The organism is Corynebacterium sp. ACRPE (assembly GCF_022347435.1).
Classification (GTDB): Bacteria; Actinomycetota; Actinomycetes; order Mycobacteriales; family Mycobacteriaceae; genus Corynebacterium; species Corynebacterium tuberculostearicum_D.
The window spans coordinates 112,556-126,001 of record NZ_JAKRNA010000002.1 but is presented as its reverse complement, the minus strand read 5'-3'; the positions used below and the strand labels follow the sequence as shown (position 1 = coordinate 126,001).

General features: G+C 56.9%; 11 protein-coding genes. 6 read left to right on the top strand and 5 right to left on the bottom strand.

All coding sequences use genetic code 11. The features are described 5' to 3' along the window. Nucleotides 1–93: 93 nt before the first annotated feature. Nucleotides 94–3,525 carry a pyruvate carboxylase gene (locus tag MHY13_RS01870; protein ID WP_239192777.1) on the bottom strand — a complete coding sequence of 1,144 codons (3,432 nt, stop codon included), beginning with the start codon at nucleotides 3,523–3,525 and terminating at the stop codon, nucleotides 94–96. Between the two features lie 324 nt (nucleotides 3,526–3,849). On the opposite strand from MHY13_RS01870, the gene MHY13_RS01865 reads away from it, so the two are divergent. The 6 genes from MHY13_RS01865 to MHY13_RS01840 all read left to right on the top strand — a co-directional run bounded on the left by MHY13_RS01865 (nucleotide 3,850) and on the right by MHY13_RS01840 (nucleotide 9,446). Beyond that, on the top strand, nucleotides 3,850–4,257 hold the full coding sequence (locus tag MHY13_RS01865) for a peptidase inhibitor family I36 protein (protein ID WP_317000130.1): 408 nt from the start codon (nucleotides 3,850–3,852) through the stop codon (nucleotides 4,255–4,257). 70 nt (nucleotides 4,258–4,327) lie between these two features. Beyond that, the gene (locus tag MHY13_RS01860; protein WP_239192780.1) at nucleotides 4,328–5,023 is read left to right on the top strand and encodes an ABC transporter ATP-binding protein; all 696 of its coding nucleotides are present in this window, start codon (nucleotides 4,328–4,330) and stop codon (nucleotides 5,021–5,023) included. Between the two features lie 115 nt (nucleotides 5,024–5,138). Further along, a complete protein-coding gene (locus tag MHY13_RS01855) occupies nucleotides 5,139–7,418 on the top strand; it encodes a hypothetical protein (protein ID WP_239280325.1) in 2,280 nt (759 codons plus the stop codon). A 133-nt stretch (nucleotides 7,419–7,551) separates the two neighbouring features. Continuing rightward, nucleotides 7,552–7,920 carry a GntR family transcriptional regulator gene (locus MHY13_RS01850; RefSeq protein ID WP_239192799.1) on the top strand — a complete coding sequence of 123 codons (369 nt, stop codon included), beginning with the start codon at nucleotides 7,552–7,554 and terminating at the stop codon, nucleotides 7,918–7,920. Continuing rightward, complete coding sequence (locus MHY13_RS01845) at nucleotides 7,907–8,761, top strand: ATP-binding cassette domain-containing protein (protein ID WP_239192802.1); 855 nt, start codon at nucleotides 7,907–7,909, stop codon at nucleotides 8,759–8,761. Before MHY13_RS01850 ends, MHY13_RS01845 begins: the two co-directional genes overlap by 14 nt. Nucleotide 8,762: 1 nt before the next feature. Beyond that, on the top strand, nucleotides 8,763–9,446 hold the full coding sequence (locus MHY13_RS01840; protein ID WP_239192805.1) for a transglycosylase: 684 nt from the start codon (nucleotides 8,763–8,765) through the stop codon (nucleotides 9,444–9,446). 66 nt (nucleotides 9,447–9,512) lie between these two features. Here the strand turns inward: MHY13_RS01840 and MHY13_RS01835 are convergent, their stop codons facing one another. From MHY13_RS01835 to MHY13_RS01820, 4 genes are all read right to left on the bottom strand, one after another. Next, nucleotides 9,513–10,034, bottom strand: a complete 522-nt coding sequence (locus tag MHY13_RS01835; protein ID WP_239280323.1) for a hypothetical protein — start codon at nucleotides 10,032–10,034, stop codon at nucleotides 9,513–9,515. Nucleotides 10,035–10,259: 225 nt separating this feature from the next. After that, on the bottom strand, nucleotides 10,260–11,693 hold the full coding sequence (locus tag MHY13_RS01830) for an NAD(P)H-quinone dehydrogenase (protein ID WP_239280321.1): 1,434 nt from the start codon (nucleotides 11,691–11,693) through the stop codon (nucleotides 10,260–10,262). 64 nt (nucleotides 11,694–11,757) lie between these two features. Then, nucleotides 11,758–12,948, bottom strand: coding sequence for an amidohydrolase (locus MHY13_RS01825; RefSeq protein ID WP_239280319.1), 1,191 nt, complete (start codon nucleotides 12,946–12,948; stop codon nucleotides 11,758–11,760). Between the two features lie 93 nt (nucleotides 12,949–13,041). After that, nucleotides 13,042–13,353, bottom strand: coding sequence for a helix-turn-helix domain-containing protein (locus MHY13_RS01820; RefSeq protein WP_239280311.1), 312 nt, complete (start codon nucleotides 13,351–13,353; stop codon nucleotides 13,042–13,044). Nucleotides 13,354–13,446: the final 93 nt, after the last annotated feature.

The window sequence follows — 13,446 nt, the reverse complement described above, 5'->3', positions numbered from 1 at the left end:
TGGACGAAAATCGCGAAAAGCCGCCTACAGACAGCACAGCGCCCCGCTTCCTAGAGGTTTGCTCGAAGGAAGCGGGGCGCTGGCGTCAGTCAGTTAGTTGATAACGGCGATGAGGTCGCCGCCTTCCACCTTGGTGGCCTGGCCGATGGCTACACGCTCGACCACACCATCCTTGGTGGCGGAAATGGATGCTTCCATCTTCATCGCCTCGATGACGGCGATTTGATCGCCGGCCTTAACCTCGTCGCCGGGCTTGGCGGTGGGGTTAACCACGCCGGCGAATGGTGCGGCGACATGGCCCTCGTTGGAGGGGTCGGCCTTTTCTACGGTGGCGACGGTGGACTCGGCGTTTTCATCGCGCACCTTCATTGGGCGAATCTGGCCGTTGACGTTGAGAACCACGTTACGCATGCCCTTTTCGTCCGGCTCGCCCACGGCGTCGAGGCGCACCACGACCTGTTTGAGGTCGGCGCGATCGGTGGAGTCCTCCGGGAAGAAGTGGACGACCTTTTCTTCGCCTTCGGTAAGACCATAGAAGAAGGTGGTATCCGTCAATGCTTCCGTGTTGCCGTACTTGCGGCGGAACTCGTTGAATTCCTCGAACTGCTTCGGGAACAGGAGGCGGTTCAGGCTGGCGCGGCGCTCATCCGAGTTATCGGATTCCAGATGCGGTTGCTCTTCCGCAGGAACCTCGCTCACCTGGGCGCCGGTTTCCTCGCGGCCATCGAGCACCTTATCGCGCAGCTCTGGCCAACCGCCCGGAGGGGTACCGAGCTGGCCGCGGAGGAACTGGTTGACCGAGTCCGGAATATCGAACTTGGTCGGGGTAGCAGCGAAGTCCGCAGGGTCTACGCCTGCACCGACAAGGTGAAGGGCGAGGTCGCCCACAACCTTGGAAGATGGGGTGACCTTGGTCGGACGGCCCAGCATCTCGTTGACTGCTGCGTAGGTGTCCTCGATGACCTCGAAGCGGTCCGCCAAGCCGAGGGCAGCGGCTTGGGCACGAAGGTTGGACAGCTGGCCTCCTGGAATCTCGTGCTTGTACACGCGACCGGTCGGGCCAGGGATACCGTTCTCGAACGGGGCGTAGAGCTGACGCACGGCCTCCCAGTAGGGCTCTAGATCCGATACGGCCTGCAGGTCGATACCGGTATCGCGCTTGGACTGAGAGAATGCTGCAATAAGGGCGGACAGCGACGGCTGCGAGGTGGTACCGGCCAACGGCGCGGAGGCGCCGTCGACGATGTCGGCACCGGACAAGGCGGCCGCATAGTAGGTTGCCATCTGGCCGCCCGCGGTATCGTGCGTGTGCACGTGCACCGGCAGATCGAATTCCTTGCGTAGCGCCATGACCAGCTTGGAAGCAGCCTCAGGGCGAAGCAGACCCGCCATATCCTTGATGGCGAGGATATGGGCGCCAGATTCCACAATCTGTTCGGCCAGCTTGAGGTAGTAATCCAGCGTGTACAAGTTCTCCTTCGGCGAGGCAAGGTCACCGGAGTACGCCATGGCCACCTCAGCAACGGTGGTATTGGTCTCGAGTACGGCATCGATGGCGGGGCGCATCTGAGAGACGTCGTTAAGTGCGTCGAAGATGCGGAAGACGTCCACGCCGGACTTGGCTGCTTCCTGGACAAAGCCACGGCAGACCGAATCTGGATACGGGGTATAGCCCACGGTATTGCGGCCGCGCAGGAGCATCTGGATGTTCTGGTTCGGCATGGCCTCACGCAGCAAGTCCAAGCGGACCCACGGATCCTCGTGGAGGAAGCGCATGGCGACGTCATAAGTCGCACCGCCCCAAGCCTCAACGGAGAAGAGGTTCGGAGTCATGCGCGCTACGGCCTCGGCCGCAGAAACCAAAGCAGTGCCACGAACGCGGGTGGCCAACAGGGACTGGTGGGCGTCACGGAAGGTGGTATCCGTAACCATCAGCGCATCCTGCTGGCGAATCTTTTCTGCCCACTTCTGTGGTCCAAACTCGAGCAAATCATCGCGGGAACCGCGCGGTAGCGGCTCGGAAAGGTCTAGCTCGGGGAGCTTATCAAATGGGCGCAGAGCCGTCGGGCGCTTACCGTTGGGCTTATTAACTGTGGTCTCCGCGATGTATTCGAGGATTCGACCAGACTCATCGACTGCGGGCGGTGCCTTGAGCAAGTGCGGGTGCGCGTTGATGAATCCGGTGTCCACGCGGGTCTGGGTGAAGTCCGGCTCGCGCAGCAGGGCGCGCAGGAAGCCAATATTGGTGGCCACACCGGAGACATAGAACTCGTTGAGCGCACGCTGGGCGCGCTGCACGGCCTGCTCGAAATTGACGCCACGGCAGGTCATCTTCACCAACAGGGAGTCGAAGTTGGGCGAAACCTCTGCGCCCACGGACGTTGCACCGTCCAGGCGCACGCCGGCGCCGCCCGGCGAACGATACGCGGTCAGCGTGCCGGTATCCGGGCGGAAGCCGTTATTCGGGTCCTCGGTGGTGATGCGGCACTGCAGAGCAGAACCGGTGATGGAAATCTTGTCTTGGGCGAGGTGAATATCTTCCAGCGATGCGCCGGCCGCGATATTCATCTGGGCCTTGACGATGTCTACGCCGGTGATTTCCTCGGTCACGGTGTGCTCCACCTGCACACGCGGGTTCATCTCGATGAAGACGTGGTTGCCGCGCTCATCGACGAGGAATTCCACGGTGCCCGCGCCCTCGTAGTTGATGTGCTCACAGAACTTCACCGCATCCTGGCAGATGCGGTCACGCAGCTCAGAATCCAGCGATGGTGCTGGCGCAATCTCTACCACCTTCTGGTGGCGGCGCTGCACCGAGCAGTCACGCTCGAAAAGGTGCACCACATTGCCCTGGCTATCGGCCAGAATCTGCACCTCGATGTGCTGCGGCTTAATTACCGCGGTCTCTAGGTACACGCTGCCGTCACCAAAGGCCGCCTCTGCCTCACGAGAGGCCTCGGCCGCCTTTTCGTGCAGCTGGTCCTCAGATTCCACGAAGCGCATGCCGCGCCCGCCACCACCGGCGACAGCCTTAACGAATACAGGGAAGTTGAAGTCCTTGGAGTATTCCACCAGCTTATCGACGTCCGTCGATGGCTCCGAGTCCTTCAACGTCGGCAGCCCGGCCTCCTTTGCGGCGTTCACCGCGGCAGCCTTATCGCCGGTCAGGTCAAGGGTGCTAGGGGTAGGGCCAATGAACTTGATGCCATTGTCTTCACAGGCCCTAGCGAGATCCGCGCGCTCAGACAAAAAGCCATAACCAGGATAAATAGCATCTGCACCGGACTTCTTTGCTGCGCGAATGACCTCATCGATGCTCAGATAAGCCTTAACCGGTTGACCTTCAGTGCCGATGCGCACAGCTTCATCCGCAAAAGCGCGGTGAAAAGAATTGCGATCTTCGCGGGGATAGACCGCGACGGTCTTTGCCCCAGTTTCAAAGGCAGCACGGAATGCACGCACGGCGATTTCGCCACGGTTAGCTACCAGAATCTTTTTGAACGATGGAAGCGCGGGATTAGCCACTTCTGTGTTCCTTTCAGCTCGGAAGACGCCGCAGTGCAACGCCTCCTGTTGGGTGATCCGCATCTCAGTTTAGAGGGCTACCCCTCAAATGTCTGCCCTTTTCTACGCCAAATTCGCCACACCGACCAGCACCGGAGCGACACCCGAGGGATTTCTGCAACCCGACCAGTAACAACAGACTTACGACCCCTGTAAACCTTGCAAATCTTCTCTTCAACAAAAATGCAGTGGATCCCCCTCTTAGATTTACAAAGTGTTCATCTCCCGTCCATAAAAGTTTCCCTTTAATTAAGACTGATTTATATTCAGGGTGTTACTTTCTTAGTGCGCACTCAGCGCACATTCCACCAGTCTCTAACAAGGAGAGAAAATGAGAGTAAAAAACTCGCTACAGCTAGCGCTATTATCGCAGCACTAAGCGGTATCGCTGTGCCCACAGCCGCCGCCTCCGCAAGTGAATGCGGCGGAGGCCTTGTATGCATTTTCAATGAAGCAAACTTCGGAGGGTTCCTGGGATCCCGTGGCCCAGGAATCGGAATCATGAATGTTTCGCGCAACGCTAATGACAAGATGTCGTCTTGGATTAATAACACCGGAGGCCATGCTGCTTGGTATCAGCACGCCAATGGCGGCGGCAAGTGCCACACCATGACCCCATTTTCCAATAACAATTATGTGGGCTGGTGGAGCAACGACACTCTCACCTCGTGGCGCACTAATCGGGGCTGCTAAGTAATCAATCATTAGCTGGGAAGAAGGAAGAAAATCACCCTTCTTCCCAGTTTCAATATTTCAGAATTAAATGACCCATATTCTCATTCACCAAGTTCATAAAACGCTCGGCTCCGGCCCTAAAGCTACTCACGCACTTAAAGGAGTTTCTTTAGAAGCAGTAGCAGGAGAATTCATTGCTATCTCCGGAAAAAGCGGTTCAGGAAAAACAACCTTTTTAGATACCCTGTCCGGACTTACATCCGTCGATTCGGGTTCCATCACGGTTAACGGAATCAAGGTAGACACCGCGTCCGAAAAGGACTCGCTTCGACTACGTAGGGAGGTTGTTGGCGTTGTCCACCAATCCGATCTCATCATTCCCGAGCTGACCGCGGCAGAAAATGTGCAGCTCGTCCTCTCAGCGGCAGGATACGAGGCTACAGAATCTCGAACGGAGGCCGAATCCCTCCTAAAACAAGTAGGGCTCGAGGGGCTTGAAACTCGATACCCCGACGAATTGTCCCGCGGGCAATGCCAACGGGTCGGTATTGCCCGTGCATTGAGCGGGAAACGGTCCGTCCTATTAGCAGACGAGCCTTCTGCTGCCCTGGATGAACAAAACTCGCGAAGCGTATTCGCCTTGTTCCAAAAACTCGCTAGCGAAGGAACGACCATCATTACCGCTTCCCATGATCCGATCGTGCTGGAGTATTGCACTCGATCTTTCACCCTGATCGACGGCCTTTTGCAAAACGCCCAAGAAGCGGAGAAGTCACTTGGTTAGTCAACTTCTGTCTAAAATCACCAAGCAGCAACCCAAAGTGCGCCTTATGTACGCACTAGCAGCTCTTAGTATTCTTCTCCTCGCTGCTGTGGCTACAAGCTCAATGCTTATGACGATGTCCGTCGAACAACACGTCGCATCCAATCTAGGCGATAACCAACAGAGAGCAGACGCGCCCTGTTCACTTGCTCTAGGCGACAATATCGACGATTGCCTATCCTCACCGGGAGACCCCGAACGATTCTCCCGTGAGCTTATATCGCAGGATTTCTACACCGACGCTGATCCCAGTCACAGAATGACATACGCAGAGGGTGATTGGGCAAGCCACGGTTCCAGCTACGGCTTGACCTTGAAATCAGGTCGGTGGCCCACTTCACCCGGGGAAATAGTTGCAACCACGCCTAGCGGCATTTCCGAGGAAACAGAGGTCAGTGCCTTTAGCAGCAACCTCAAGGTAAACGTGGTCGGCACCGTCACAAATGAGTTTATGCCGAAGGCAAGCGCTGTTTATGCGGCCCCAGGTACCTGGGATCTCACTACTACACCTGTATCTCCATCAAGCGTTGGTGCACGCCCAATGCTTTTGGATAACCAGTCCTCGAACCCGAGCGAGTTGGAAAGGACAATGAATCGCATTGCGCACAGTGACAATGCCGAGCTCAGTGCCAAAGAGGCAGTGAAACTGTCATACCTCTCTAAGCAATCGCTGGAAGAACAACCTCCCAAAAGCCTCCTTGATGAATACTCGTTTTTCTTCGGTGCGTTTGCGTTTGTCTTGCCGCTGTTCTTCTCCGCTTTCTTAACGACTACTCAACGCCGCGCACTCAAAACTCCAGCTGCTTCACTACATCAACTCGGAATTGCCAGAAAGAAGTTGTGGAGTATCTTTCACCTCCGTCTTCTTTTCCTAGTTCTATCCATTTCAACCTGCGCAATTATCACCGGCGCACTCATTCCCCACCTCTTTAGGGACCAACTAGCAAATCTGGGATCCGTACCCGGACGAGATGTCACACTCCCCTGGAAGTGGTACGGATTGCTGCTCGTGTCTGCCGTACTTCCGCCAATTTTTAGCGCGCTGACAACTGCGCTACCAGTACAATTTCATAAAACTCACACTGCTGAACATGAGCTTTCCTTGAAATGGAAAAGAGCATCAGCTGGAGCGATCCCCACTTTGTGCGGCATAACACTAGTAACCGTACTTTTCGCAGGGGTGGTCGGTCCGGAAATTTTCACAACCCTAGCCCCGATCCCCACGTTGGCGGTCGCTTTTGCGGTGGCGCTCCTTTTGACTATTTCGATTAAAAGCAATGCACCCACGTCACCGAGTCGTCTTGCTCGGCGGTTTTTGAGTTCACACCGCATTCTTCCACTTATTGGGCTGGGCTTATTATCCAGCACGGTTGGGATAGCCATTTTTAGCAGCAGTCTGGCCGCTAGCATGACCGCTTCGGAAGCTGAATCCTATGCACCAATTGTCCCACCTGACCAGGCAATCTTAACTCTGCCAGCTGAGGCGGACTCCGTCAGGGGAACTGCACAGAATTCTTTAATAACCCAAGGTGACCTGCCCGAGCCAATTTCCGTGCAGCAACTTTCCGCAGGACTACCGATGGACCCCAATGTCTCAGGAGCTTTTGGCGTTATATCCGTTCACGATTCCGATAGTTGGGAAAGACTTACCGACGAGAAACTTACTTCTAACGAAAGACAAACTCTTGAACGCGGCGGCGTTCTTGTACGCGACAAAAAGCTTGTCGACGCCTCCCACACACAGATCACTGATTCAAATGGCAAGTCGCACACCCTCGACGCCCAAGAAAGTTCTTTTGGGAACTACTGGGAGAAGCAAGTTGGAGGTGTCATTTTAGAAGATACTGCACAACAGCTTGAGCTTCCTACTAATTCACCCCTCTGGGTATTCGACGGTTTATCCACCCAAAAGGCAGGCCATGTGCCAAAGGTCGCAAATGAACTTGGTATACCGCCCGAAGACATCCAGCTTTCCAAAGGTTACGAAACCGAGACCCCCATATCGTTCTACATCAGCCTTACGGCTGCTCTACTTTCCGCGATTGCCATAGCCTTGGTGGTTTCCCGCGGATTGAATAGCAGTATGAAAGCGTTGCATACAGCCTTTTTCCACCTGGGGCTTAGCCGTGATTGGAGCTTCAAATCTCTTTCGTGGGCCATAAGCTTTATCTGTTTTGGCTCCCTAGTAATCGGAACCTTTAGCGGCCTCGCTCCTTTAGCAGCATTTAGCTTTTTGCTTGGCGACGGCTTTCTATTCGCAATCGATTGGACAGCAATGGGATTAACCATAATCGCAGTTCTACTTGGCACTGTCATCGGAGCACTCACTCAACAAAAACGCCTTAGCCAGCGCTAATTACCACCCTACTCAGCCCACGGTCACATTTACCGTTGACCGCGGGCACCTTTCGTTATATGGTTACCCACATAGGTGGTAAACCCATACACCAGAAAGGGAATCATATGCCACGAATAAGAGGGGCTGCAGTATGAGTGACACCCGGCCTATTTATCAGCAACTGGCAGGAGGAATCAGGGACATGATCATCAACGGCGAGCTGCCGGAGGGCAAACGCGCCCCCAGCACCAACGAGCTTTCCGCGTTTCACTCCGTCAACCCGACTACCTCTGCCAAAGCGCTCACCGTCCTCTTCGAGGAAGGGCTGCTGGAAAAGCGCCGCGGCTTGGGCATGTTTGTACGCGAAGGCGCGCGCGAGAAGGTTCGACATCAGCGCGAAGAATCACTCAGGGAAGACTTCATCGTTCCCCTCCTGAAAGAAGGGGCCGCATTGGGATTAAGCGCCAGCGACATCGCTGCCCTCATCGAAGCCGAAGGAGACCATCATGACGCACCTTAAATTGCAAAACGTTACCTGCAAGCACCGCCTGCACGTGCCGCACCTCGATCTCAACTCCGGCATGTACGGGTTAATCGGCCCCAATGGCGCCGGCAAGACCACGCTCTTGCGCGCGGTAGCGGGGTTCCTGCCCATCAAAGGCAACATCGACGCCTCGTCGGTGGCGATCGCGCGCACCGGCGCCGATATCTTGCTTTCCGGTTCTACTGTGGCCCAACACCTGCGGGCCGCAGAGCACGTACGTGAGGGATTCGACGTGGGGTATGCGGAGGAACTGTTGGATAAGATGGGCGTCGATAAGCGCAGCAAGAACCGCTCTTTAAGCACCGGCCAGCGCCAACTGGTTGCCTGCGCCACTGCCCTGGCAGCGCGCACGCCGGTCACTCTCCTCGATGAGCCTTTCAACGGCCTGGACGCACCGACGCGCACGCGCCTCCGTGAGCTCATCATTGCCCATGCCGCCGCCACCCCGGATTGGCTACTCCTGCTTTCTTCGCACCGCGCGGAAGACCTCGTGGGGCTGATTGACCAGGTCATTACCGTGCAGGAAGGCACGGTCAACGGGCCCACCGACCTTGAATCGCAGCGGCCTCATTACCCCGTGCTCACCGGCAGCGTAAAGGACGTTGAGCAAGCCCTCACGCTTGCCGACGCCCTCCCCCTCCACCATTCCTCCCTCGGCTCCACCTCCAAGGTGCACGCCTGGTGCCCGGCCCCGTTCCCGGCCGATACCGCAGCCGCTGCCCACGTCACCGTCTCCTACCTCGACGATGGCCAGCTCATTGATTCCCTTGTTTCCCACGCCCATGAATCCGCCCGCACCCGACAAGAGGAGTCCTAAAATGTCCCTGCTGGAGACCTTTAATCTCAACGCCACCAAGACACTTATTGCCGTTAGTATTATCGTCGCATTGCTGTGGAGCATGCCTTATTTCCTGCCCGCCGACCCAACTACGATTAGCGCTAACCCTGCCGGCTGGGGAATTCTCGCCGTATTCATTTGGGGCCTCTACTGCGCCTTCACCGCAACTGAATACCGGGCCCTTCGTGGCCTGGGAATGCAGCCACAACAGTGGCTGATGAGCATGCACGCGACCCTATGGCTAGCCGCGTTCGTATTCGGCGCCATTGCTTGGCTGACCTTTTATGCCGCGCTACGCGCTGGCGTAGACATGTACTCGTCGTGGGTTATCTCTCCTGGCAGTTCCGGTCTCAGGCCTCTCTTCGCTCGAGTCGCGACCTTGGGAAGCTTTATTTGTGGCCACCTGCTGACCGGATATATTGGCGCGCTCATAGGGTCCGTGGTAAGCAGCGCCAATCAAAGCTCCCTACTAGCGCGGATTCTGTTTATCATCGGCATTATTGTGAGCCTTGCTCTCGCCAATGGTCTCCTGATTACCCTTATCGAGGCCTTCGGGGAAATGAGAATCGGCGCACCCTGGCCTGGCCTATTTTTCTTCACGGGATTAAGCATTATCATTTGCTCGGCTGGCATCCACTTCATAGCGCGACGCATCCAGCCTTAGAGCAAAACTCAGCCAGTGCGGGGTTTACTACCCCGCACTTATATCAAACGCGATGCCTAAGAAGATTCATCCGCGATTGAGTGATTCGATGAAATCCGAATTCAGCCAGAAGTCGTCACTTCCAAGTCTGCCTTGGCTGAACTCACGTAGCTCTTCCAAGATGTGCAGGTAAATCTCGTGTTCGTAATGCGTCGGCCAGGTGATTTTATCGGGAGCCGTGAAATCAATTTGTCCGATTGGGTAATCCCCGGCCAGCTGGTCTGCCCAAAGATGCGAAGCGACTGCGTTATACAGGACAAACTCACTCAAGTTTTCGCCGTATCGCATACCAGCCCCCACCACTTCGTACCCAGCAAAAGCCAATCCAGCCTCGAAATCAACCTCGACGGCTATGACAATATCGATGGCTAATTCATGGCGAGCAATAGCAACAACCGTAAATCTGGGTTCTTTCCGGGTTCCTTCGTGAAAGTAACGGTTGTCCGAGGCAGTGAAACTATCAAGACGGGGAGTCAAATATTCTTCGATTTTTGAAAGATCTAACTCTGCAATACCGATGCCCTCGGGCGCCTTTGGGTCTCCTGCCATAACCTGACCATAACACTTCACTTTTTCCCACAGAGCGCGATACAACTCCACCACAGGGGCAAATGTCTGTATCTAGCTTGCCGCGGCACATAGCCTCTCACCGAGGCGCAAAAGGCCCATCAGCGCCCACAACAAAGCTCCCCAGCTAAAGAAAGATTCAAAACTCTCATAGCTAGGGAGCTAATTGCCATTCGGAAAAGCTGTTCTCGGGACGAGAAGGAAACTTTACTCCAGGTCGTCGTGAGCCACGAGGCGTCGCGCAGCCTCGGTGATGGTGCCGGACAGGGACGGGTAAACGGCGAAGGAATCAGCCAACTGGTTTACGGTGAGCTGGTTGGTCACGGCCATAGCGATGGGCAGGATGAGCTCGGAGGCGGTCGGCGCGACGATGACGCCGCCGATAACGCGGCCAGAGGTGGCACGGCAAAAGAGCTTGACAAAGCCGTGCTGTAGGGACCGCATCTTGGCGCGTGGGTTGGTCTTTAGCGGCATGGTGATGGTGCGGGCGGCGACCTCACCGGCCTCGATTTCCGCCTGCGTGAAGCCAACGGCTGCGATTTCCGGGCGGGTAAAGACGGCGTTGGCTACGGTCTTCAGGCGCAGAGGGGACACACCCTCACCCAGTGCGTGGTACATAGCCACCCGGCCCTGCATTGCGGCGACGGAAGCCAGCGGGAAAAGGTCAGAGCAGTCGCCAGCGGCGTAGATGCCGGCGATATTGGTGCGGGAGACGCGGTCAACCTGAATGTGGCCGGACTTGGCGGTTTCTACGCCCACGTTCTCCAGCTTGAGGTCTTGGGTATTCGGGATGGAGCCGATGGACATGATGACGTGAGAGCCGGTGATTTCGCGGCCATCCTGCGTAGTAACCAAGACGTTGCCGTCCTCGGTGCGGTTGACGGTTTCCACACGGCAGTTCTTTTCCAGCTCAACGCCACGCTCACCCAGGACGGTCTCAAGGACGTCAGCAGCGTCGGCGTCGTCATGCGGCAAAATGCGGTCACGGGAGGCAACCATGGTGACCTTGACGCCCAGCTCTGCAAAGGCGGAGACGAACTCGGCGCCGGTCACGCCGGAACCGACGACGATGAGGTGCTCCGGCAGCTCGGTGAGGTTGTAGACCTGCTGCCAGGTAAGGATGCGCTCGCCATCCGGCTGAGCGCCGGGGAGAATGCGAGGGGTGGCGCCGGTGGCTACCAAGACCAGATCTGCGTTAATGGTTTCCTCGTGGCCGTCCTCGTTGAATACGGCGGTGACCTTGTGGCCGCCGAAGGCATCGGCTTCCTGGTCCTCTGGGAAATAGCCGCGGCCATCGATAACGCGTGCGCCCAGGGATTCCACGGTGGCGCGGATATCGGAGGACTGCTTGCTTGCCAGATCCTGCACGCGCTTATTCAGTGCGGTCAAGGAAAGATGGGCCTGGCCAATGCCCTGGTTAAGTTCCATATCCTCGGCACGGCGCAGATCGGTTTTAATATTGGCACCAGCGATGAAGGACTTGGATGGAACACAGTCCAAGATAACGCTGTTGCCGCCCATGCCCTGGTCTTCAATAATGGTGATTTCTGCACCATATTTAGCACCTGCCAACGCTGCCTCATAGCCGGCCGGGCCGCCGCCGATGATGACGATTCGCTTGGTCTGGTTCAACACGCACATGCTCCTTTATCGGCTCCACTTTAAAAGTCGCCTACGAGTCTAACGTGTAGGACCTTAAAGCGCGTTAGTCTGTCTCCGCATTCTCGCCTATGAACTGCTCAACCACGGCGCCAAAGAGTTTGATGCCCACGCCGATGGCCCGCTCGTCCACGATGAGGTCGCCCATGTGCAGGTCATGTTGCTCGCCCTCGCCGGACCAACAGCCAAGCCGCGCCATGGAACCGGGGACCTTTTCTAGGTACCAAGAGAAGTCCTCGCCGCCGGAGGATTGCGGGGCTTGCACAACGGCCTGCGGATCGATGGATTGGGCAGCGGATGCGAGTAGGGCGGTTGCGACGTCATCGTTAAGCACCGGTGGTACGCCGCGGTTATAGGTCAACTCGTGTTCTACGCCTACCGGCGCGAGGATCTGCTCCACCAACTCCGTAAAGAGGTTTTGCATATTGCGCCAGATGCCAATATCGGCCGTGCGCATGGTACCGGTCAAGCTGCCAGTCTCCGGAATGGCATTGGGCGCATAGCCGGAATTGACCTGGCCAAAGACCAAAACGGTGCCGGTGCGCGGGTCAACGCGGCGCGAGAGCAGCGCGGGCAGTTCGGTAATGACCTTTCCTAGGGCATACACAACGTCGGCCGACAGGTGCGGCCGGGAGGTATGCCCGCCTGGGCCCTTGATATTGAGCTCTACCACGTCGGTAGCGGAGGTAATCGCCCCGGCGCGAATGCCAATTCGACCCACGCGCAGCTTGGGCTCGGCGTGGATGGCAAAAATGGAATGCACGCCTTCCAGCGCGCCCCATTCAATAACGTCGGTCGCTCCGCCTACCCATACTTCTTCGGCCGGTTGGAAGATGACCCGAATACCCAATGGCAGGTCGTGGACGCGCTGAAAATCCGCCACCGCGCAGGCTAGGCCGAGCGCCACGGTGGTGTGCACATCGTGGCCGCACGCATGCATCTTGCCGGGCACCTCAGAGGTATATTCCAGGCCGGTGACTTCGGTGACTGGCAGGGCATCGATATCCGCACGGAAAGCTAAGCGGCCTAGTTCCGTATCGGGGCCGATGTCTACCATGAGGCCGGTCTGGGGGAAGCGCTGTGGCTCCAGACCGTAGTCCTGCAGGATAGAAGCGAGGAAGTTGGTGGTTTCTACCTCTTGGTTCGCGGTTTCCGGGTGGCGGTGAATATGGCGCCGCCACGCGATGACCTCCGCACGGTGGGCATTGAACCACTCGTTGATGAATTCCGAGATCATCCGCGTGCCTTCCCTGTCGTTGAAATACGTCTGGGTGCAAAGTCTACAACTAGACCATGCGGTTCAGTAACTCAGGTGGTGATCCGGGGTGCTCTAGCTCAAGGCGCCATTCCACGTGGCGGCAAACCGACGCCGGTCCACATAGCCTTGTGGGAAGGGCGCAACGTCCTCGGCGGCGGCCACCGCGGAATCGGTCAAATGCCCTTCCACCACGTCCCCGCCGGCCGGCAGCAGCACCGCCGGCGGGATTTCTAGGGCCAAGGCCAGCTTATATACCGTAGACAGCTGCGGATCGGCCATGGCGTGCACACCATTTTCATTGCGCTCTAGATTGGATATTTGGCTGCGGGAGACCCCAGAAATCTCCGCGAGCGCCTGTTGCGAAATCCCCCTACGTTTCCGCACGCGCCGCAATTGTTGTGAAAATCCATGGCCGTAGCTCGACCACATTAGATGAATGAAACTCATATTCTCCCCCTGGAAAGTGCGGTCGCCTTT